18 protein-coding genes are annotated in these 22,020 nt (G+C 48.8%); 6 read left to right on the top strand and 12 right to left on the bottom strand.

The window, feature by feature from the left end; translation table 11 throughout:
- Positions 1 to 111 precede the first annotated feature (111 nt).
- The 3 genes from putA to MHM93_RS04145 all read left to right on the top strand — a co-directional run bounded on the left by putA (position 112) and on the right by MHM93_RS04145 (position 7,519).
- The gene (gene putA, locus MHM93_RS04155; RefSeq protein WP_239385505.1) at positions 112 to 3,915 is read left to right on the top strand and encodes a bifunctional proline dehydrogenase/L-glutamate gamma-semialdehyde dehydrogenase PutA; all 3,804 of its coding nucleotides are present in this window, start codon (positions 112 to 114) and stop codon (positions 3,913 to 3,915) included.
- A gap of 129 nt (positions 3,916 to 4,044) precedes the next feature.
- Entirely contained in the window at positions 4,045 to 5,256 is a 1,212-nt protein-coding gene (locus MHM93_RS04150; protein ID WP_138547069.1) for an HD-GYP domain-containing protein, read from the top strand.
- Between the two features lie 196 nt (positions 5,257 to 5,452).
- Positions 5,453 to 7,519: a catalase gene (locus MHM93_RS04145; RefSeq protein WP_239448150.1), complete on the top strand. Its 2,067-nt coding sequence runs from the start codon at positions 5,453 to 5,455 to the stop codon at positions 7,517 to 7,519.
- A gap of 46 nt (positions 7,520 to 7,565) precedes the next feature.
- Here the strand turns inward: MHM93_RS04145 and MHM93_RS04140 are convergent, their stop codons facing one another.
- Together MHM93_RS04140 and MHM93_RS04135 are read right to left on the bottom strand one after the other, a co-directional pair.
- A complete protein-coding gene (locus tag MHM93_RS04140; RefSeq protein ID WP_239448149.1) occupies positions 7,566 to 8,579 on the bottom strand; it encodes a general secretion pathway protein GspB in 1,014 nt (337 codons plus the stop codon).
- Positions 8,580 to 8,590: 11 nt separating this feature from the next.
- A complete protein-coding gene (locus MHM93_RS04135) occupies positions 8,591 to 9,508 on the bottom strand; it encodes an AAA family ATPase (RefSeq protein ID WP_053909773.1) in 918 nt (305 codons plus the stop codon).
- A 157-nt stretch (positions 9,509 to 9,665) separates the two neighbouring features.
- Here MHM93_RS04135 and MHM93_RS04130 point away from each other — a divergent pair, with 157 nt between their 5' ends.
- Positions 9,666 to 10,766 (top strand): tRNA nucleotidyltransferase, encoded by a 1,101-nt coding sequence (locus MHM93_RS04130; RefSeq protein ID WP_239448148.1) that lies wholly within the window; start codon positions 9,666 to 9,668, stop codon positions 10,764 to 10,766.
- A gap of 19 nt (positions 10,767 to 10,785) precedes the next feature.
- On the opposite strand, the gene MHM93_RS04125 is transcribed toward MHM93_RS04130, so the two are convergent.
- From MHM93_RS04125 to folB, 3 genes are read right to left on the bottom strand one after another with little or no spacing between them, the layout of a single operon-like run.
- On the bottom strand, positions 10,786 to 11,589 hold the full coding sequence (locus MHM93_RS04125) for an undecaprenyl-diphosphate phosphatase (protein ID WP_045979264.1): 804 nt from the start codon (positions 11,587 to 11,589) through the stop codon (positions 10,786 to 10,788).
- Complete coding sequence (gene folK, locus MHM93_RS04120) at positions 11,586 to 12,068, bottom strand: 2-amino-4-hydroxy-6-hydroxymethyldihydropteridine diphosphokinase (protein WP_045979263.1); 483 nt, start codon at positions 12,066 to 12,068, stop codon at positions 11,586 to 11,588. Before folK ends, MHM93_RS04125 begins: the two co-directional genes overlap by 4 nt.
- 2 nt (positions 12,069 to 12,070) lie before the next feature.
- On the bottom strand, positions 12,071 to 12,424 hold the full coding sequence (folB, locus tag MHM93_RS04115; RefSeq protein WP_022943360.1) for a dihydroneopterin aldolase: 354 nt from the start codon (positions 12,422 to 12,424) through the stop codon (positions 12,071 to 12,073).
- A 135-nt stretch (positions 12,425 to 12,559) separates the two neighbouring features.
- Between folB and plsY the strand changes: the two genes are divergently transcribed.
- Positions 12,560 to 13,153, top strand: coding sequence for a glycerol-3-phosphate 1-O-acyltransferase PlsY (gene plsY, locus MHM93_RS04110; protein ID WP_022943359.1), 594 nt, complete (start codon positions 12,560 to 12,562; stop codon positions 13,151 to 13,153).
- Positions 13,154 to 13,167: 14 nt separating this feature from the next.
- Here plsY and MHM93_RS04105 read toward each other — a convergent pair whose 3' ends face one another.
- The 6 genes from MHM93_RS04105 to MHM93_RS04080 form a co-directional block, all read right to left on the bottom strand.
- A complete protein-coding gene (locus MHM93_RS04105) occupies positions 13,168 to 13,833 on the bottom strand; it encodes an SAM-dependent methyltransferase (RefSeq protein WP_239448147.1) in 666 nt (221 codons plus the stop codon).
- Positions 13,833 to 14,600: an ABC transporter permease gene (locus MHM93_RS04100; protein ID WP_022943357.1), complete on the bottom strand. Its 768-nt coding sequence runs from the start codon at positions 14,598 to 14,600 to the stop codon at positions 13,833 to 13,835. The genes MHM93_RS04105 and MHM93_RS04100 overlap by 1 nt, the downstream gene beginning before the upstream one ends.
- The gene (locus tag MHM93_RS04095) at positions 14,600 to 15,523 is read right to left on the bottom strand and encodes an ABC transporter ATP-binding protein (RefSeq protein WP_022943356.1); all 924 of its coding nucleotides are present in this window, start codon (positions 15,521 to 15,523) and stop codon (positions 14,600 to 14,602) included. The genes MHM93_RS04100 and MHM93_RS04095 overlap by 1 nt, the downstream gene beginning before the upstream one ends.
- Positions 15,524 to 16,147, bottom strand: a complete 624-nt coding sequence (locus MHM93_RS04090) for a flavin prenyltransferase UbiX (RefSeq protein WP_045979261.1) — start codon at positions 16,145 to 16,147, stop codon at positions 15,524 to 15,526.
- Positions 16,144 to 17,499 carry a UDP-N-acetylmuramate:L-alanyl-gamma-D-glutamyl-meso-diaminopimelate ligase gene (gene mpl, locus MHM93_RS04085; protein ID WP_239448146.1) on the bottom strand — a complete coding sequence of 452 codons (1,356 nt, stop codon included), beginning with the start codon at positions 17,497 to 17,499 and terminating at the stop codon, positions 16,144 to 16,146. Before mpl ends, MHM93_RS04090 begins: the two co-directional genes overlap by 4 nt.
- 77 nt (positions 17,500 to 17,576) lie before the next feature.
- A complete protein-coding gene (locus tag MHM93_RS04080; protein ID WP_239448145.1) occupies positions 17,577 to 20,006 on the bottom strand; it encodes a zinc-dependent metalloprotease in 2,430 nt (809 codons plus the stop codon).
- A 172-nt stretch (positions 20,007 to 20,178) separates the two neighbouring features.
- On the opposite strand from MHM93_RS04080, the gene MHM93_RS04075 reads away from it, so the two are divergent.
- Complete coding sequence (locus MHM93_RS04075; protein WP_053909782.1) at positions 20,179 to 21,147, top strand: class 1 fructose-bisphosphatase; 969 nt, start codon at positions 20,179 to 20,181, stop codon at positions 21,145 to 21,147.
- Between the two features lie 26 nt (positions 21,148 to 21,173).
- Here MHM93_RS04075 and MHM93_RS04070 read toward each other — a convergent pair whose 3' ends face one another.
- A complete protein-coding gene (locus MHM93_RS04070; protein ID WP_239448144.1) occupies positions 21,174 to 22,001 on the bottom strand; it encodes a rhodanese-like domain-containing protein in 828 nt (275 codons plus the stop codon).
- Positions 22,002 to 22,020 lie beyond the last annotated feature (19 nt).

The raw sequence follows: 22,020 nt of genomic DNA, 5'->3' as shown, positions 1-22,020 counted from the left end.
GCAGCGGGGTGACCTACACTGTAGTAATTGTCGTAACCGAGGCCCCACCATCTCACCTTGTGGTGTGGGTACAGTTGCTATTTTTAGACTCCATGATTTTGAGGGTTGCTTATGTTATTTGAAGGCAATTTGATTACTGAATGCCCTATCCGCCAGAAGATCCGTGACTTCTATCGCATTGATGAAAATGAAGTGATTGATCATATTTTACCACTGGCTGAAGTAGGCGTTACGGCACGCAGTCGCGCTTGGGAGCGCGCACGACAAATGGTATTGAATATCCGCAAAGACCAAGACGGTCAAAACGGTATTGATGCCCTGTTAAATGAGTTCTCCCTGTCGACTGAGGAAGGGGTGGTGTTAATGTGTTTGGCCGAAGCGCTATTGCGAGTGCCAGACAAAGAAACACAGGATAATTTAATTCGCGATAAACTCGCTAATGGCGACTGGAGTTCGCACTTAGGTAGCAGTGAGTCGCTATTTGTTAATGCCTCATCGTGGGGCTTGTTGGTCACCGGAAAAATGGTGAACTACACCGACAAAAACAAAGAAGAACAGTTTGGCCTGCTAAAACGCACCATGGGCCGCCTTGGCGAACCGGTGATCCGTAAAGCAGTGAACTATGCCATGAAGATCATGGGCAAGCAGTTCGTTATGGGGCAAACCATTGATGAAGCCATTGAGCGCGCCGAAGAGACCGAGCGCAAAGGCTATGTTTACTCATACGACATGCTAGGCGAAGGCGCCCGCACTATGGCGGATGCTGATCGCTACTACGACAGCTACGTCAATGCAATTAATGCCATTGGTAAAGCGGCCAATGGTCGCGGCCCAGTAAAAAGCCCCGGCATTTCTGTTAAATTATCAGCAATTCATCCACGCTACGAGTTCACCCACCGTGAACGCGTCATGTCAGAGATTGTGCCCAAGCTAAAAGAGCTTGCACTGTTGGCGAAAAAATACGATATCGGCCTCACCGTCGACGCCGAAGAAGCCGATCGCCTAGATATTTCTCTTGATGTGATTGAAGCGGTATACAGCGATCCTGATTTAGGTGACTGGCAAGGTTTTGGTCTGGCGGTACAAGCCTATCAAAAACGCGCTATTTTTGTTTGTGAGTGGCTTACAGAACTTGCTCGTCGCGTAGGTCGTAAACTGATGGTGCGTTTGGTTAAAGGCGCATACTGGGACACCGAGATTAAAACCACACAGCAAGACGGTTTAGACCATTTCCCGGTTTTCACCCGTAAAGCCACCACCGATGTGTCGTACAAAGCCTGTGCTATCAAACTAATGGAAGCACGTGATGCGCTATTCCCACAGTTTGCCACTCACAATGCTTACACTGCAGCGACCATTTTAGAGGTCGCTAAAGGTGACCATCACGGCTTTGAATTCCAGCGCTTACACGGTATGGGTGAATCTCTTTACGACCAAATTGTACTCAAAGAAAAGATTCAATGTCGTGTGTATGCGCCAGTGGGCCAGCATGAAGACTTGCTTGCTTACTTGGTACGTCGCCTGCTTGAAAACGGCGCCAACTCGTCATTTGTAAATGCCATTGTTGATACTAAGCAGCCGGTAGAAGCACTGCTGCCAGATCCGGTAGAGACCCTGCAGGGTCTGCGTAATAAATACAACAAGCAGATCAAATTACCTATTGAGCTTTATGGTAGTGAACGCGCCAACTCAAAAGGCTTAGACCTGACTGATATCAATGCCATCACGCCGCTAAAAGAAAACCTTGATACCTGGTTTGAAGAACATCGTATTAGCGACGATCAGGTTGCTGAGGGTAATTTAGCAGTACGTAACCCTGCTAATCACAAGGAAATCATTGGCCAATTGCATTTGCAAAGTGGCGAAGAGATGAAGACCTTATTGGAAAATGCCGAAAAAGAGTTTATCTCTTGGTCAGCAACGCCAGTAAAAGAGCGCGCAGACTTATTGCGTCGTGTCGGCGATATCCTTGAGCGCCACCATGATGAGCTGGTTGCCTTGTGTATAAAAGAAGCCGGGAAAGTGACCCAAGATGGCATCGATGAAGTCCGTGAAGCCGTAGACTTCTGCCGCTACTATGCCGCACGCGCCGAAGAACTCGCCGAGGACGAGCGTTTCGAGGCACGTGGCGTGATCCTCTGTATCAGCCCATGGAACTTCCCACTGGCTATTTTCCTTGGCCAAGTTGCAGCGGCTATCGTTACTGGTAATACCGTGATTGCTAAGCCAGCGGAGCAAACCAGTCTTATCGCTCTGCGCGCCATTGAACTGATGCATTCCGTCGGCTTGCCACAACATGTGGTGCAGCCAGTGATTGCTCGCGGTAGCGAAGTGGGTGAGCATATTGTTCCCGATGAGCGCATCCAAGCCGTGATGTTCACAGGTTCCACTGAAACAGGCACGCTGATTTCCCGCACTTTAGCGGCTCGTAACGACATTCAAGTGCCCTTGATTGCCGAAACGGGCGGTCAAAACTGTATGATTGTCGATTCGACGGCGCTGCCGGAACAGGTTGTTGATGATGTCATCAAGTCTGGCTTTCAAAGCGCGGGTCAACGCTGTTCAGCATTGCGCGTGTTATTTATTCAAGAAGATGTTGCCGATGGCATGATTGAGATGCTCAAAGGCGCACTGGCCGAGTTGCATGTGGGCGACCCTGCCTACCTGTCTACCGACATCGGGCCGGTGATTGATGAAAAAGCACTGAAAACCCTCAACGATCATGTTGAGTACCTCAAAGGCAATGCGACCCTGCATTATGAGTGTGCGATTCCTAATAACAGCGAGAATGGTGCGTACTTCTTTGCTCCGCGACTGTATGAAATCAAAGATTTATCGGTGCTCAAGCGCGAAGTGTTTGGTCCTATCGTGCATATTGTTCGCTACAAAGCCAGTGAGTTGGACGATGTGATCGATCAAATCAATGGTACCGGCTATGGCCTGACCATGGGTGTGCACTCTCGTATTGAGGAGCGCTGCCAGTATGTCGCTCGTCAATCTCGTGCCGGTAACGTATACGTTAACCGCAATATGATTGGCGCTATCGTTGGTGTGCAACCATTCGGTGGCCGAGGCCTGTCTGGCACCGGACCGAAAGCCGGTGGCCCTAACTACTTATTGCGCTTGGTCAAAGAGAAGGCCTCGCCTGATAACGTGCAAATGACTGATTTGCCACCTGATGAGCGTGATCTTCACCATTACTCCGGCGCCAGCGAAAAGGTTGAGGAGCTGATGAGTAATTCAATGCGCGATGAGAAGATTTGGCGCGCCACCGCGTTGAATGATCGTGTTTCCGCATTGCGTCAGTTACTGGCGAAGTTGGCAACGGTAGAGATCCTCGATGAGCTAGCCGATGACTTGGCAATGACCTTGAGCGATGCCAGAGCACAAATCAACCGTATCGAAAAGCGGATGAAACGCCACAAAGAGCTACCAGGACCAACAGGGGAATCAAACACCCTGCATCTCGAACCTCGTGGCTGTGTCGTGTGTTATGCCGATAAGAGCACGTCCTTTAATTTCTGGGCTATCTCTATCATCACCGCATTAGCGGCCGGTAACACAGTGATCACTGTGGCCTCAGAACTCTTCTATGAAGAAGCGCAAGCATTCAGAGATAAGTTCGTTGCCACTGGCGTTGCCGAAGGCGTGTTGCAGGTAGCAAAACCCAATCAGCTACAGGCGATTTTGGCTCACCGTCACCTAGCCGGTGCCGTAGTGGCCGCACGCTCATCGCGTTTAGGTTACTTCGCACAGCAACTCGCGGGCCGTAAAGGCGCTATCCTGCCAGTGATCAGTGCCGAGTACTACGACACACTGATTAATCGTCTACTGACCGAAAAAACGATCAGTATTGATACCACCGCATCAGGGGGCAACACGTCACTGATGACGCTCGTGGAAGACGACGAATAGTTATAACTAAGCTATTGATTAAAAAGGCGCCGTCGGCGCCTTTTTTATTGCCTGCAGCAGTAATTGTTGCTACCTAGCAAGGGGAAACTTTGCTATGTTTTAAGGAAGAGTTCATAAAGCGGTAAATCAATGCACGATACCATCTCCATCAATCAGCTTAAGCCCGGTATGTTTGTTGTTCAGGTCAGCAAGCAATCAGGCTCTGTGAAAATAAAAAATCAGGGCTGGGTAAAGACGCAAACCGCGATTGATAAGTTAAAAAAAGTGGGCGTGCAGGAAGTCATTATCGATCCTGACAAGACGCTACAACGCAAGAAACCAAGCAAAGAAGCACAACCAAAACCCACTTCAACGGAGTCTGCAAAGCCGCAGAGCAGCGATCCTTGGGCGAGCAGTGTGAGCGTTGAAAGCGAACTTAATAAAGCACAACGCCTATACAGCGAAGCTAAACAGTTACAAAGCAAAGCTTTTAAAGATATTAAAGCAGGCCGCAAGATTGATGTGGGACCCTTTAAAGACGTAGCCAAAGGCTTTATGGATTCGGTGTTTCGCAATCAAGATGCTCTGGCTTGTCTCACTCGTTTACGGGAAAAAGATGCCTACTTGATGGAGCACTCTATTAATGTCTCCATCTTGATGACTATTTTCGCCAAACACTTGCGCCTCGATACTGACACCATTCATGAGTTAGCCACTGGTGCTTTACTGCACGACATTGGCAAAATAAAAATCCCCGATGAGATTTTACATAAACCGGGGCGCTTAACTGAGCAAGAGTTCGCGGTTATAAAAGACCACGCACGCTTCAGTAAAGAAATCTTAGAACAGTCAGGCCTAACCGGTATTGCCGTCGATATTGCCGGGTTTCACCATGAACGCATTGACGGCACTGGATACCCTTTCGGCAAAAAAGCTGAGGAGATCAGCCAGTATGTGCGTATGGCATCAATAGTCGACGTTTACGATGCGCTAACCGCCGAGCGCGTTTATAAAGAAGGAATGACCCCAATTCAGGCATTTAAAATTCTCAAAGATGGTGTCCCCAACCACTTTGATGGTGAGTTATTAAACCGCTTTATCCAATGCATTGGCGTGCACCCCGTAGGCACCTTGGTGAAGCTCACCAATCATAAGGTGGGAGTGGTGTCGCGCAGCAACCCTAATGATCCTCTCAAACCTCAGGTCAAAACCTTCTACAACGCTAAACATGCCCATTACACTCAGGTTGAGGATATAGATTTAACCCGTGCTCGGGCCAACGAAGAGCTCGAAGCAGCTGTTAAACCTGAGCTTTTCAACATCGACCTGATGCGTTTTTTCAAGCACTCGCTGATGCCTTAAAAAGAACTATACAGGGTGCTGAGCGGTATTATTGAAAAAGTTACAGCGCCCTGTGCAACTTGTTCCCATTTTATTCCCTTCTAAGAACGAAAACAACGCTGAAAGCCAAGCAATCCCTGCTGACTTTGTGATGGTCCCTATTTTGCTACCAACTCATTATTCACTCTACTTTTGAAATGAGCAATAAGGATGGCAAATGGCTGAATCATTTAAATACCAAGGCAATAAAGGCAGTGGTGGCGAGCTTCACCAAAAAGCATCAGACAAGCACCCAACGATGACCACAGCTCAAGGCTGCCCGGTAAGTGATAATCAAAACTCACTGACCGCCGCTAAGCGTGGCCCAGGACTGCTAGAAGATCATGTGCTACGTGAGAAACTATTTCATTTTGATCATGAGCGTATCCCTGAACGAGTGGTGCATGCTCGTGGTTACGGTGCGCACGGTTACTTCGAGACGTATGAGTCACTCTCGCAATTAACTTGTGCTGACTTATTTCAACGTAAAGGTGAGAAGACCCCAGTTTTTGCTCGCTTTTCAACTGTTGCTGGTAATAAAGGCTCACCTGATTTAGCGCGTGATGTTCGTGGCTTTGCAGTTAAATTCTATACCCAAGAGGGTAATTGGGATTTAGTAGGAAATAACATTCCGGTATTTTTCATTCAAGACGCAATGAAATTCCCAGACCTCATTCATAGCGCTAAGGCAGAGCCGGACAGAGGGTTTCCGCAGGCACAAACGGCTCATGACAACTTTTGGGATTTTATCAGTCTTACGCCGGAGTCCATGCACATGGTTATGTGGGCCATGTCGGACCGCGCTATCCCCCGTTCACTGCGCTTTATGGAAGGTTTTGGCGTGCATACCTTTAAGTTTATCAATGCCGAGGGAGAGGAAAACTACGTTAAATTTCATTGGAAACCAAAACAGGGGATGCAATCAGTGGTTTGGAACGAAGCACTGAAGCTGAACGGCGCAGATCCCGACTATCATCGTCGTGATATGTGGGAAGCGATTGCCAAAGGCGACTACCCCGAGTGGGAGCTAGGGGTTCAGGTTTTCAGCCAAGAGTTTGCTGATCAGTTTGAGTTTGATGTGCTCGATGCCACCAAGCTTATTCCCGAGGAGCAAGTGCCGGTGCAAATAGTTGGCCGCATGGTACTCAACCGCGCCGTTGATAACTTCTTTGCAGAAACAGAACAAGTTGCTTTTTGTACACAAAATATTGTCCCGGGATTAGATTTTACTCCGGACCCATTGTTACAGGGGCGCAATTTTTCGTATCTAGATACGCAAACTAAGCGCTTAGGGGGGCCTAATTTTACTCATATCCCAGTGAACGCCCCAAAATGCCCAATGGCTCACTTTCACCAAGATGGTCATATGGCTATGCACAACCCCAAAGGCCGCATAAACTATGAGCCGAACTCTTGGCAAGAGCATGAGCATAATCCTCGAGAGTGTCCAACAACAGGATATAAAAGTGCCTCAGAGCATACAGACGGCGATAAACTTCGTTATCGTTCAGAGACCTTTGCCGATCACTATAGTCAAGCAAGGCAGTTTTACCTCAGTCAAACGCCGATAGAGCAAGCTCATATTCACTATGCTCTGGTATTCGAGCTATCTAAAGTAGAGCACCTTGCCATTCGTGAACGCGTGGTCTCGCACTTACTTAATATTGATACCACCTTAGCCAATGAGGTCGCCGATGGTCTACGTCTGCAAACTATGCCGGAGCCCGCACAAGCAGCTATGCCCACTCGAGATGATTTACCTACATCAGATGCATTGAGTCTTTTGAAAAATACTGCGCACACTTTTGCTGGCCGAAAACTGGGGATTCTAATCAGTGATGGTTTCGACTTAACACTTTTTAAAGCGCTGACCACTGCATTAGATAACGAGGGCGCACGCTATGAAGTGATAGCTGCGCAGGTCGGGGGCGCAAAATCAAGCTGCGGCCATCATCACCAGGCTGATCAAGTTATCAACGGCGGGCCTTCTGTGCTGTATGACGCTATAGCCGTGTTAACAACCAAAGAAGGTGCTGAAAAGTTAGCTGACATTGCTGAGGCCAAGGACTTTATTAGTGATGCTCACGCGCACATGAAGTTTATCGGTTATACCGAGCATGTCTCGCCTTTAATCTCTGCTGCTGGCCTTGGACAGAGCAAAGACGAGGGTTGGATAGACTTCGACTCGACTGATATCACACAATTTGTCGAGCAGCTACGTCAGTTACGTTTTTGGCAGCGCTAAAACCCACAAGGGGAAGTGTTAAACACTTCCCCTTAATCGCTTAGCGCTACGGCCAATCTTGCATCGCTTCGAGGCTAAACTCATAGTTATCAATGCTCAAAATGCTCTGCTCTGGAGTGATTTCTACGACCCGTAGACGACCCACAGAATCGCCTTCATACAGTTCGTAACCATTGATTTTTATCCACCGTTTGCTTTGCTCTGTGGCATAAATATGAGCTTGATAAACAAGTTTAGGAATACGGCTCTGTATGGTCTCAGGCAATAGCTCTATCGGATCTGCCATTGAGCTGGCGCGACTTGCGGTGGTGACTGAGTCATCGGTTTCCATATTTTCAGTGGCTGCCACGGCATCGGCAAATGCGCGTTTTAAATCATCAGATACCCCAGCTAATTGAGCATCATTTTGTTGCTCATAGGTGCGCTCAGCACCGCTGTCATTTTGATTGCTCAAGCCATTGTTGTAGCCGTTACTCATTTGCTTAGACTGTGGGTAAGCATGGGTCTGTGCCATGGGCTGTCCAACCACCCTATATTGCCCTTGGTTTGCTGCTTGCGTATTCATGTTAGCCTGATAGTGAGGCTGTATTTGCATAGCGGTATTAGCCTGTGTTGGCACCCATTGCATGTAAGCCCCAGGTGCTGAATAAGGTTGGGTCATTTGCGGCATAACATACACAGGAACCATTTGCTGATAAGGGTTCACTTGCCCTGGCATTTGCAATGCTTGCATATTGACTTGTCCCGGGGACGTTGCCACATTTGCCTCGCTATCCGTGGCTGTAGTAGGCGCTTGCTCAGTCGCGTCTGAGCGTTGTGCAGGCGATGCAGTCGCCGCTTTCGCTTGCTTGCTTGGGTGCTCCTGAGGCTGCGTATGTAACTGCCATTGCTTACCGACAAAATACCCGATGGCCAAGGTAATCAATACAATAACAACTAACAATAAAGACCAAGTTAAACGTCGATAAAAACGCAGCGCCTGTTGCTGCTCAAGATCTTCGCCGGGAAGCTGTGCACCGGGATTTTGTGATTGTTTGAGTGCATCTAATAACAGTGACATAAATAGTTGCCTTAAATGATGTAAGATAAGCCAATGCCCAAGGCAAATAGCATCATAATGCCACCGAGGGTGAAAATAAATCGCCAATACCGACCTTGTTGGCGAGGCAGAGGTTGCTCTGTTTCAGGCAAGGCTTCACGCGCAGCTTGCACAATAATACGCTTATTAATGTGATTCACCTGCGCCGAATACGCTCCTAATAAAGCTCGTTCACACAACAAGTTAATCAGCCTAGGGATCCCCCCTGTAAGTTGATGCACGTACTTTACTGCACCTTTGTCGAACAAGGTTTGTCGGCCCCCTGCTACCTTTAAACGGTGTTTTATATAAGCATCCACCTGAGTCAAAGCTAACGGCAATAAGTGATAGCGCGCGGTAATGCGCTGCGCAAGTTGGCGCAATTCATTGCGACGCAATAGAGTTTGCAGCTCGGGTTGACCCACAAGGATAATTTGCAGCAATTTTTTGTGGTTTGTTTCCAGGTTAGTCAGTAATCGCAATTGCTCTAACACTTGTGGAGCAAGATGCTGCGCTTCATCAATGATCAACATGGTATGACGCCCTTGCTGGTGATTATCCAGTAAGCGCGCTTTAATTAAGTCCGTCAGCACCTTCAGGGTGGCTTTTTCTGAGTCATACGAAATAGCCAACTCATCACAAATACTCGCCAGTAACTCCAGCTCAGATAAGGTTGGATTAAGAATAAAGGCAACCTGTGTAGAATCCGGCACTTGCTCTAACATACAACGAGTGACGGTGGTTTTCCCTGTGCCCACTTCACCAGTCAGCAATACAAACCCGCCTGACTCCCCAAGCCCGTGCGTTAAATGGGCAAGCGCCTCTTTGTGACGTTCACTCAAATACAAGTATTCTGGATTCGGCGCAATAGAGAACGGCTTTTCGCTTAAGCCAAAATAGTCTTGATACACAAACAAGATCCTTTGAGTTTGTCGCCCAGGTTAACTGCGCCGAGCAATCGCTGCGCACAGTCGTTTTTATTATCGCGCCTATAATGACAAAAAAACGCCAGCGAGAAAACTCTGATACAATCATCACCATTAATAACAGCACAATAACGGAATGGGCATGCAAACCTACCTTGTCGGCGGCGCAGTACGAGATAAATTATTAGGCCGCAAAGTCAAAGAGTACGATTATGTTGTGGTCGGTGCAACGGTAGAGCAAATGAAGACGCTGGGCTTTACTCAAGTAGGTAAGGACTTTCCCGTTTTTTTGCACCCCAAAACCAAGGATGAGCATGCTCTGGCACGCACAGAGCGTAAGCAGGGACAAGGGTACACCGGGTTTATTTGCGACTTTACGCCAGACATCACACTGGAGCAGGACTTAGCGCGACGCGATTTAACGGTCAATGCCATTGCTGAAGATGCTGAAGGTCAACTGATTGACCCTTATCATGGCCAGAAGGACCTTGAGCAACGCATATTACGTCATGTCAGCCCTGCCTTTAGTGAAGACCCGCTGCGGGTGCTTCGAGTCGCACGCTTTCGCGCTCGTTACCATGAATTGGGCTTCACGATTGCTGATGAAACACTAACGCTAATGCGAGAGATAGCCGCCAGTGGCGAACTTGCAAGCTTAACACCAGAGCGCGTTTGGTTAGAATGGCATAAAGCTCTGGAAGACGGCTATATCGACTGCTTCGTTGATGCGTTGTATCAAGCACAAGCTCTAACTGAGTTATGCCCTGCACTCGCCACTCACTGGCCTGAACAGCATGCTTGGCTAACCCCGCGTATTGACTACGCACGCCAGCAAAACTTAGCGGCTACTGCCCATTTCGCACTACTCATGTGTGCGCTCAGTCACGATGAATGCGCAGCTTTTTTCCAACATTTTCGCGTCCCTAATCAATTTATTCGCAGCGCTCAATTGTTGGCCCAACATCATCAGACACTGGCCCATTACGATGCTGAGATACTGCTGGAGCTATTTAATGCCATTGATTTATGGCGCCGCCCAGAGCACCTCAATCAATTACTGATAAGTTACGATGCCTACACCTTAGGCCAGTTTGATACTCAGCATCAAATACGCCAAGCCGCGCACCATGCGCAACAAGTCAGTGCCCAAACCTATATCCAACAAGGGATCAGTGGCGCTGCAATCAAAACGGCTTTGCAGCAGGGGCGATTAGCGGCTATCCGCGAAGCTCTTGAGGGCTAAATAAAAAGGGCTAGTAGCACTAGCTATAAAGCAAAAAGGCCAGTAGCCCAACCCCTAAGATTAAGCGATAAATAACAAATGGCAGCATTCCCATGCGCTCAATGTATTTTAAAAATAGGAAGATACAGGCATAGGCGGCGACAAATGAAAGCCCCGCACCTAGGGTCAGTGCCTGCCAATCAACAGCGGTGTCGCCTGTCGCCAACTGCACCGTTTTTATCAGTCCCATACCGCCAATAACCGGCACTGAGAGTAAAAACGAAAAGCGTGCCGCGCTTTGCTTATTTAAGCCCAAAAATAGGCCGGCGGTCATGGTAATACCTGAGCGCGAGGTGCCCGGGATCAGCGCAACAGCTTGCGCCACACCAATCAACAGAGCCGATTTCCAGTTCAGCTGATAAATATTCTTAGTTTCTTTGGCCTTAAAATCTGCCCACCACAAAACCAGACCGAAGAAAATGGTGGTAATAGCAATAACAATAGCAGCACGTAAGTGCTGTTCTATCAAGTCTTCAAATACTTGCGCCGCTAACCCAGCAGGAATGGTGGCCAGCAAAATGTACCAGCCAAGACGACTGTCATCGCTTGCGCCCTGAGAGCCAAACGATTTAAACCAAGCAACAACAATATCGCCAATCTCTTTACGAAAATAAATCATCACCGCCAGCAACGAGCCGACATGCACGGCAACATCAAAAGCTAAACCTTGATCCTGCCAGCCTAAAAGCTGTGATGGCAAAATAAGGTGTGCCGAGCTGGAAATAGGTAAGAATTCAGTGAGGCCCTGTATAATGGCTAAAACGATGATCGCAAGAATGGTCATTCGAAAGCTACCTTCCATAGTTTTTGTTGAGATTTATCATAACCCTGCCAAAGCTCAGCGATGGTCGCTTGCGCAATGGGGTGGTAAAAATCCGGGGCTATTTCAAATAAAGGCCAAAGCACAAAAGCATTTTTAGTAATTTCATCTCGCGGTAGTTGCGCTGGCGTATCGCAAATCACATCGTCGTAAAAGAGTAAGTCGAGGTCCAACGTGCGTGGACTAAACTTTTTATCTGCCGGAGTACGACCATGATCTCGTTCAATTTGCTTTAATAAAGCGCACACTTGATGCAGCGTCATATCGGTATCGACGCCGGCAACCGAGTTATAAAAGTTACTGCCATTAAAGCCGACCGCTTCACTTTCAAACACACTCGAGTGCTCTAAGGCGCCGAAATAATAGCGCAGTGCAGATAAACCTTTGCTTAAGTTTTCGTGCTTGTTGATATTAGAGCCCAAGCTAATGTAGATACGCGCCATAACTAGTGCTTACTACGGGTGATCATCACCCCCACCGTTTGTGCTTGTGGTACGGCTGCAGGCTTGCTGACCTTGATGCTCACCTTATTGGTGGCAAACTCTGCTAGGATGAGTGCCGCTAACTGCTCTAAAAGGGTTTCCAACAGCTCGACCGGTTTCGCAATACAGTGCTCGGTCACACGGCGGCTCACTTCTGCATAATCTATTGTCTGAGATAGGTCATCGCTAGCTGCCGCAGCGGCAATATCACAATCCATTTCGATGTCAAAATACAGGCTCTGTTTACATTCTTTCTCAAAGTCGTACACTCCTATTATGGTGTCGACCTTTAGTTGCGATATATAGACTTTATCCATCTCTTCGGCTCCAATGCCAGCTGGTCGGATACCTACGCGGCGTTAAACTCAGTACCCTGAGCCAGACAAACTGCTCAAATAAACAATGAGCGGCGATAATAGCCCAAAACGTACAATTAAAAAATAAGGATGACAGTGTTAGCGGCGTTAATGTGCATTTTTGCCTACCTTCTAGGCTCGGTCTCATCGGCAGTACTGATTTGTCATCTGTTTGCGTTGCCAGACCCAAGAAAAGCGGGCTCAAAAAATCCCGGTGCCACGAATGTTTATCGTTTAGGCGGCAGACTGCCTGCGGTGATGGTGCTGTGCTTTGATATTTTAAAAGGCACCATACCCGTATGGGGAGCCTACTTTATGGGCATAGATCCTATCTATTTAGGCTTGGTTGCCGTGGCCGCATGTTTAGGGCACATCTACCCACTCTTTTTTGGCTTTAAGGGCGGCAAAGCCGTGGCCACCGCCTTTGGTGCCTTACTGCCGATAGGTTTATCGCTCGGGGGATTGCTTATTCTTACTTGGGCCAGTGTCGTTGCGCTGACTCGCTATTCGTCGTTGGCTGCATTGGTAACCGTGTCGTTAGCGCCACTATACACTTGGTTAATTAAACCCTTATACACTCTGCCTGTCACGTTTTTAACCGTCGTCATTATTTTTCGCCACCGTGCAAATATGGTGCGTTTATTCAAAGGTGAAGAGCCAAAAGTTGGCGAGAAGAAAAAAGCCGAGTAACACTCGGCTAGTATTTATAAGTCGACAACCAAGCGATAACTGCTTTGGCCACTGGCCCAATACTTGCGCTCAAACGGCGTGATCGCGGTGTCACTATGATAAGGCTCAACAGCCGTTGGGTGCCCTGCCAATTGCAATGCCCTGGCGAACTCACGAACATAAATATGCCAATTGCTGCGCAGCTCTAGGCGCCCGCCTAAAGCAACAATAGTCGGAAAAATAGCAGCGCCGTGCCAGCGACGTTGGATATGCTTAGCCTTGGGCCAAGGGTTCGGATAGAGCAAGTAGTGATGACTCGGTTGCCACTGAGCTTGCTTTGCCAAGCGCCAAAAGTCATTCAAGTCTGCTTGCACTAGCAGGTACTCTCCTCCTTCATCTTGGCGGTACTGCACGTCGTGTTTGTGCAAACGATGCGCTGACTTATCAACACCAATAATCAAGGCATCAGAGTGCACTTTAGCTAAATTGGCAGTACTTTCACCCACACCACAACAGGAGTCTAAGATGATAGGCCCATTGGCTTGTTGTACTTTATCGTTTACTTCGTCAAAAGCGCGCTGAGTGTGCGCGGCGATCGGTTTTTTAAACTCAGCATTAAGGTGCTTAGTGACGATATCATCGAGCTTGTCATGGAGGCTCGGTTGGTTCGAAACAATCGCGCGAGAACTTGCATCAACCATCAGTGACGTAACCCCACACCTTTGCGAATTAAAGTCAGTGCCAAGGTAAATAAGGCGGTGATAAACAGTAGCAGCACCGCAAATGACACCCAAATATTGACATCCGATACCCCTAAAAAGCCAAATCTAAAGGCATTAACCATGTAAATGATCGGGTTGATTTGCGACACTCCCTGCCAAAACTCAGGTAGCAGAGTAATGGAATAAAACACCCCGCCAAGGTAGGTCAATGGTGTGAGCACAAAGGTCGGGATGATACTGATGTCATCGAAACTATTGGCATAAACCGCGTTGATCAATCCACCTAGAGCGAATACTGCTGAGGTCAGAATAACCGTAGCGATAATCACAAATATATTATGAATTTGGATATCGACAAAAAACAGCGACACTAAGGTCACCATTAAGCCCACGAGCATGCCACGAGCCATACCCCCACCCATGTACCCCAACACAATAATGTAATTCGGTACAGGGGCCACCAGCAGTTCTTCAATACTTTTTTGAAACTTGGTAGAGTAAAAACTAGAGGCCACATTCGAGTAGGAGTTGGTGATCACCGACATCATAATAAGTCCGGGAACAATAAACTCCATGTAGGTAAAGCCGCCCATTTCGCCAATACGCGAGCCAATTAAACTGCCAAAGATAACGAAGTACAGGGTCATGGTAATCGCGGGAGGCACAAGGGTTTGCACCCAGATACGCAAAAAGCGAATACACTCTTTAATCCAAATACTTTTTAGCGCTACGCCATACTTCAACATTAAGACTGTCCTCGCTCTTGATTCAACAAACCCACAAACAATTCTTCCAGGCGGTTAGCCTTATTGCGCATACTCAATACCGTGTTGCCTTGCGCCGTTAAGGCATTAAAGACCTCATTCAAACCTTGTGATTTCGCTACTTCCACCTCAACGGTGTGCTCATCGCTCAGGGTGAATTCGTAGCCAGGCAAGCTCACCGGCTTAGCCGGTTGTTGCAAATCGAGAATAAAGGTTTCTTTGTCCAACTTAGCTAGCAACGCTTTAATCGTGGTGTGCTCAACAATAATGCCTTGGTCGATAATAGCGATGTTTTTACACAGCAACTCTGCCTCTTCAAGGTAATGAGTGGTTAGGATAATAGTCACCCCTTGGCGGTTAATTTCGCGCAAAAAATCCCACATTGAGCGTCGTAATTCGATATCAACCCCGGCCGTTGGCTCATCCAAGATAAGCAGCTTGGGCTCGTGCATTAACGCCCGTGCAATCATTAATCGGCGTTTCATCCCGCCAGAGAGGCTACGTGCTTGTTTGTCTTTTTTATCCAGTAAACCTAATTGCTTTAGGTACTTATCTGCACGTTTATGGGCTTCGCCGCGCGGCACACCATAATAGCCCGCCTGGTTCACCAGGATTTGTTGTAGAGTTTCAAACTGACTGAAGTTAAACTCTTGTGGTACTAAGCCCAACTCTGACTTCGCCGCCTCTAGGTCAGTATCAATGTTGTGGCCAAATACTTCGACTTTACCTGAGGTTTTGTTCACTAACGATGAAATCACCCCGATGGTGGTCGACTTACCGGCACCATTGGGGCCTAACAAAGCAAAAAAGTCGCCTTGCTGTACTTGCAGGTCGATCCCTTTCACTGCTTGTACGCCATTTTTATAGGTTTTGGTGAGTCCTTCAATATTCAATGCCACTGTCATTTACTTTTGCTCTCCATAACCCCAACGTGAGGTCAATTGTTGTTCGATTCCGAGGTGGTCGAGGATCCGCGCCACCATAAAGTCCACCAACTCAGCAATACTCTGCGGTTGATGATAAAAGCCCGGCGCCGCCGGCATAATAGTGACCCCTAAGCGCGATAGCTTGAGCATATTCTCAAGATGAATTTCATTAAAAGGCGTTTCCCGGGGCACTAAAATTAACTGTCCGCGTTCTTTGATGACCACGTCCGCTGCACGCTCAAGGAGATTGTCCGAGGCCCCAACAGCAATGGCGGATACTGCGCCAGCGCTGCATGGGCACACCACCATTTTTTTCGGTGCCGCCGAGCCCGAAGCCACAGGACTAAACCAGTTGTCTTTGCCAAACACCTGCAGTTGTTCGGATTCGGCGCCAAAGCGCTCGCTCAACTGTGCCGTGGCTTTTTGCTCATTCGCAGAGAGTTTGATGTTCGATTCGGTGTCGAGCACCACCCGCGCCGCACTGGAAATTAACACAAACACCTGGTGCCCTTGCTGAAGTAACACTTCGAGCAAACGCAAACCATAGGGTGCGCCTGAAGCGCCACTAAAGGCTAAGGTGATTGGTTCTTTGAATTGGCTCATACCTTTTCCTTATTCGCTAAGGCATCCAGTAAACGTTGGTGAATGCCGCCAAAGCCGCCATTACTCATAACCAATATATGGCTGTTTGGCGCGGCTTCGGCAATGATGTTCTCTACGAGCGCATCAATATCGTGTTCGCAGTGCGCACCCGCTTTGTCAGCTTGCTCTGTCAATGACCACCCCAGACCGGGAGGCTGGTATAAAAAGCAGTTATCAGCTGCCTGCAATGACGCCATCAGGGTGTCTTTATGCACGCCCATTTTCATGGTGTTCGAGCGCGGCTCCAGCACTGCAATAATACGCTCATCGCCTACCTTAGCACGAAGCCCGGCCAAGGTAGTGGCTATTGCGGTAGGGTGATGGGCAAAATCGTCATAAACGGTGACCCCCGCTACTTGGCCCTTTAATTCCATCCGCCGTTTTGGCGATTGAAACTGCTCTAGTGCAGTAATACTGGTCGCCACCGCCACTCCAGCGTGACGCGCGGCAGCGATAGCCATCAAAGCGTTATTCACGTTGTGCTCGCCAATTGCCTGCCAGTTTACGCAGCCTTGCACTTCACCCTGATAAAGTACGTCGAAGGCACTGCCATCGGCGCTACGCAGACGATAATGCCACTGCTGTGGGGCCAGTACTTCATATTCGCTCCAACAGCCTCGGTCGATCACTTCTGCCAAGGCGTTATCCTGTTGCGGATAAATCACCTTGCCGCTGCCTGGTAAAGTGCGCATCAGGTGATGAAACTGGGTTTGTATTGCCGCTAAGTCTGGAAATATATCGGCGTGATCAAACTCTAAGTTATTTAGTACTAAGGTACGTGGCAGATAGTGGACAAACTTGCTGCGCTTATCAAAAAATGCGGTATCGTACTCATCCGCCTCAATAACAAAAAAAGGTGTCTCACCGAGGCGTGCCGACACGCCAAAGTTTTGCACCACTCCGCCAATAAGAAAGCCCGGCTTGAGCCCTGCGTACTCCAGTATCCACGCTAACATACTCGCCGTGGTGGTTTTACCATGAGTGCCGGCCACAGCAAGCACCCAACTGTCGCGCAGTAGGTGCTCCTTTAACCACTCAGGGCCGGAGGTATAGCGCAAGCCTTTATCTAATACATACTCGACACAAGGATTGCCGCGACTCATGGCATTGCCAATGATAACCACATCGGGAGCTGGGTTAAGTTGGCTCGGATCATAGCCCTGTACGAGTTCAATCCCCAGCTGCTCCAGTTGGGTGCTCATGGGCGGGTAAACATTTTCATCAGAGCCGGTTACCTGATGCCCTAAAGCCTTGGCAATAGCGGCGATACCGCCCATAAAGGTGCCGCAAATGCCGAGAATATGTATGTGCATAGAATTTTCCATTGGCGAAAAGAAAGCCGCTCAGCACCTTAGTCATACTGAGCGGCTCTATATGATGCCAAAATAACTTAGATAGGTGAACCCGGCGGCATAGGTAAAGGTTTAAAGCTTTGCGGCCACTGACCGCGCTCCAGGAATTGGTTAATGGCATCGGCCAAGTGTTGTTTAAAGGCACTCTCGCCACTACTCACGCTGCCCAGCAGCTTGTCTTGTTGGTAGTCATCAGCAATTTGCCGCAAGTAGTACTTAAATTGAGCTTGGACTTCAGGTGCCACTTTGTCGCTACTGACTAAATTAACAAAATGCTGAGCACTCAACCATTGAATGCGATGTTGCACTTTCGCCGCCATCGCGCTGGGATGCTCATTATCAAAGATGCGGGCAACAAACTGCTCAAGTAAGTTATCGAGCCCAAACGCTTGCTCGCTACGGGCCCCTTGTTGGGCAAGGCGATTCAGGCGTTCAGGGTGAAACAGCAGTGCTAATGTATGATTTGCCGCCACCTCAGGAAGCGCCATGGCATCAAGGGTGATCCCGGTACGCCCTTTTACACTTTCACGGGTTGGGTATTCGCCATAGGCTTTCGGCGGGATCAACGCCACCACACTCTCGGGTAACACTAACTGCTGCGCATCGAGAGTTGCCAATAGCGCTTGAAACGCACTTTGTTGGCGCTCTCGAGCAACGACTTGGGTTCCTTGCACCGGTTGCGCACTGCGCACTTCATAACTGTAATCAACGCCCCCGACTAACTTCACCGCCGCCTCAACTTGATAGCGGTGAAATAGATACAAGGGCACTAACACTTCCTCCAGCTGCGATAAGGAGGTGCCCGCTTTGACATTCTCGATACCAAATCGCGCCAGTGCCTGTTTGCGCACTTGCATTACACGTTGTAGCTCAGCGGCCGGGTCTTCACCATTATCCCATAGGTGACCGCTGGGGTGGGCGCCGCCTTGAGCTCGGGCATCGCGATCAGAGATAAACTCTAACCCCAATTCACGATTTTGCGCCAAAATAGCATGCAACTGTTCGGCTTCGTCCTGGCCACGAAAATCACTGTAGCCATATTTAATTACTTGCTCATCCCACAGCCCCATGCCTTTGGCATAGCCCTTGGTGGTATCTAACTGACCTTGCTGATTGAGCGCCACTAACGGGTGCGGATAATCCATAACCGAGGCTCGGGCACGGCTTGAGGCGGCAAAGTTATGAGCGATCCCTAAGGTGTGGCCTATTTCATGCGCACTGAGTTGACGGATGCGATCGAGCGCCATGGCTTGTAGCTTCTCGGTCACCTCATCACCCTTTTTATAAGGGGCAGCCAAGGCTTCGGCTATTAAAATGTCTTGGCGTACGCGCAGCGATCCCAAGGTTACATGACCTTTGATAATCTCTCCGGTACGCGGGTCAATCACTGAGCCACCATAAGACCAGCCCCTCGTGGCGCGATGGACCCACTGAATCACGTTATAGCGCACATCCATAGGGTCGGCATGCTCGGGTAACATTTTCACTTGGAAGGCATTTTTGTAGCCCGCCTTTTCAAAGGCAGTGTTCCACCACTTGGCACCATCGAGTAATGCTGTGCGCACCGGCTCAGGCACCCCGGGGTCAAGGTAGTAAACGATCGGCTTAACAGCTTCACTCAGTGCTTTATTCGGGTGTTTTTTCTCCAGTCGATGGCGCGGGATATAGCGCACATACATGCTCTCCCCCAGTGGCGCCGAATAGTCTTTATGCTCGATACTCCAATAACCCGACTGCGGGTGAAACTCGCGCGGTTGATAATTGTCGTCTGGCAATGCAATCAATGAATGATGCATATGCACCGTCAGCGCATAAGGGTCAGCACTGGCTTGCTTTACGTATTCACCAGGCTTAGTGCCACTAAACGTTAGCACCGCTTCCAGCTCGGTATTGTTCACAAAAGACTTACTGCGCGGCATGTGCACGGCGCTACGTGAGGTGTCTAAGTTAAAGTGGCCTTGCTTACGCGCCGCTAAAGTGCGGCTCACGCCATGTACATCACTCAGCAGGTAGGGAGTATAATCAATCACCACCCGAGTATCGGTGAGCGCTTTAATTTCAAACCCGTAGAGAATGCTTGAGGCGAACGCTTCACGCACGCTTTGCTGCTCCGCCTGATTACTGCTAGAGGCTCGGTAATAACTATTCAGGGCTCGTAACATCACCTTGTTGCCCATACGCTCAAACTGCGCCAAGTAGGTATTGCCCAACTGACCGCGATCTAAACCAATATCGTTCGAACCGACACCATAAGGTAAGCTTTGTTGCAACAAAAACGGCTGTTTAAGTTTATCTACTTCCAAGTACAGTTTGCCTTCATCATTGGCATAGTAAAACGTGAAATAACCAGGATACTTGCTCATATTTTGAGTAAACTGGCTGATAGACTTAATTGCTGCGTGCGCTTGGGTTATCATAGGCAGCAACAAGAGGAACAGTGCGATTCGTAGTATCTGCGGTTTCACCATGGTTCTCACTTTGTTATTGGTATCGTTTGTAGAGTGTAGAAATTATCGCCATTGAGTATATCCGCTCGGCGCCAATCTACAACCGCAACACGATAAATAAACAGCGTATTCTGAGCGGTACTCTCTCACATTTTCAGCCGCTTAGGCCCAACAGACTAAGGAACAAAACAGCATGCGCAGACTCCCTCCGGTATTGCTAGAAGACGGTTGCCCACGCGATCTTATCTCCCTTATTCGCACCATTTTGGCCGCGTGTAAGGAGATTTCTTTCCGAGTCAGTCAAGGTGCTCTTTCTGGCGTACTTGGCTCCACCTTAGACGAGAATATTCAAGGTGAAACACAAAAGAAGTTAGACGTGTTATCGAACCAACTCCTCAAAGATATCTTGTTGGAGTCAGGTTACGTTAAAGCCATCGCCTCTGAAGAGGAAGAGGGGACCGTAGCTGGTAACCCTGAGGCCGACTACATTGTTGCCTTTGACCCGCTTGATGGTTCTTCTAATACTGATATTAATTCCCTAGTAGGCACCATTTTCTCGGTGATGCGCGTACCTAAAGAAGCCGATGCCAGCGATCCAGCCATTTTCCTACAAAAAGGTGAGCAGCAGGTCGCGGCAGGTTATGTTTTATATGGTCCATCAACGATGCTGGCGCTCACCACAGGTAAGGGCACTCGCCTTTTCACCTTAGATAGAACCCACGGCAGCTTCTTGCTAACGCAAGATTTTGCTTCAGTGCCAGCACAGACCCAAGAATTCGCAATTAATGCCTCTAACCAACGGCATTGGCAAGCGCCGATGCAGCAATACATTGCCGATTTACTTGCCGGTAAGAGCGGCCCACGTGGCAAAAACTTTAATATGCGCTGGATAGCCGCCATGGTCGGCGATGTCCATCGCGTGCTCTGTCGCGGCGGCCTGTTTACCTATCCGGCCGATACTAAAAACCCCGACAAGCCTTACAAACTTCGCCTCCTTTATGAAGCCAACCCGATGGCTATGCTGATTGAACAAGCTGGAGGTTTGGCAAGTACGGGCGAGCAGCGGATTATGGAAGTAGAGCCGCAGCAAATTCACCAGCGTGTCGCGGTGATTCTCGGCTCGAAAGACGAAGTAGAAACCTGCTTAAGCTATCACCAATAACATAAAGGCACCCTAGGGTGCCTTTTTTACTTTTCTATTGGTAAGTCATGGCGGGCGCCCCATTCACTCCAGGAGCCGTCATACACTTGTAGGTTCCGATAGCCGCATTCATAGGCAGCAAGCGCAAGGATGCAAGCGGTGATCCCGGAGCCACAGCTAAATTGTAACTGCTGCACATCTGGGGCAACCAAGTCATTAAAGCACTGCTGCAATGCCGCAACGTCTAATAAGGCGCCGTCTTTAATTAACCGCGCATACGGCAAGTTAGCACAGTGCGGAATGTGTCCGCTGCGCATGCCTTCACGGGGCTCTTCTGCAGTACCATCAAAGCGTGGCGCCGGGCGTGCATCCAGTAATAAAGTATAGCGCTGGTCTATACTCGTGAGCACTTGCTCAGCATCAATAAAGTAGCCTGCTCGTGGCTGCGCCACAAAGTTACCTTGGGCTGGCGGCTCACTCCAACCTTGTTGTACCGGTAACTCAGCACTGCGCCAAGCAGGTAGGCCTGCGCGTAATACTTTAACATTATCAAAGCCAAAGGCTTTGAACATCCACCACGCGCGTGCGGCGCTAAACAATCCTTGATCGTCATAAACAACAACTTCGGAGTCGATATTGACGCCAGCAATGCGCATTTCATGCTCGAATTGCTCGGCGCTGCATAGCATATTTGGCCAAGGGCTGTTGTGATCCGCCAACGCCGATTTTATATCAAATCGTCGAGCACCTCGGATCACCGCCGCTGGCGAGTAACCACCCGACTTACCCGGTAACACCATGCCGGCATCGAAAATTATCAACTTGGGCTCATCTAGCTTTGATGCCAATTCAGCCACTGATATCTGTTGTTCCATGTCGATAGCACCTTTTGCG

Origin of the sequence: Pseudoalteromonas sp. MM17-2, assembly GCF_022347945.1 — a bacterium.
In the GTDB taxonomy this organism is placed as follows: Bacteria; Pseudomonadota; Gammaproteobacteria; order Enterobacterales; family Alteromonadaceae; genus Pseudoalteromonas; species Pseudoalteromonas ruthenica.
Note: the sequence above shows the minus strand (reverse complement) of the source record. Positions and strands in the feature narration are given on the sequence as shown.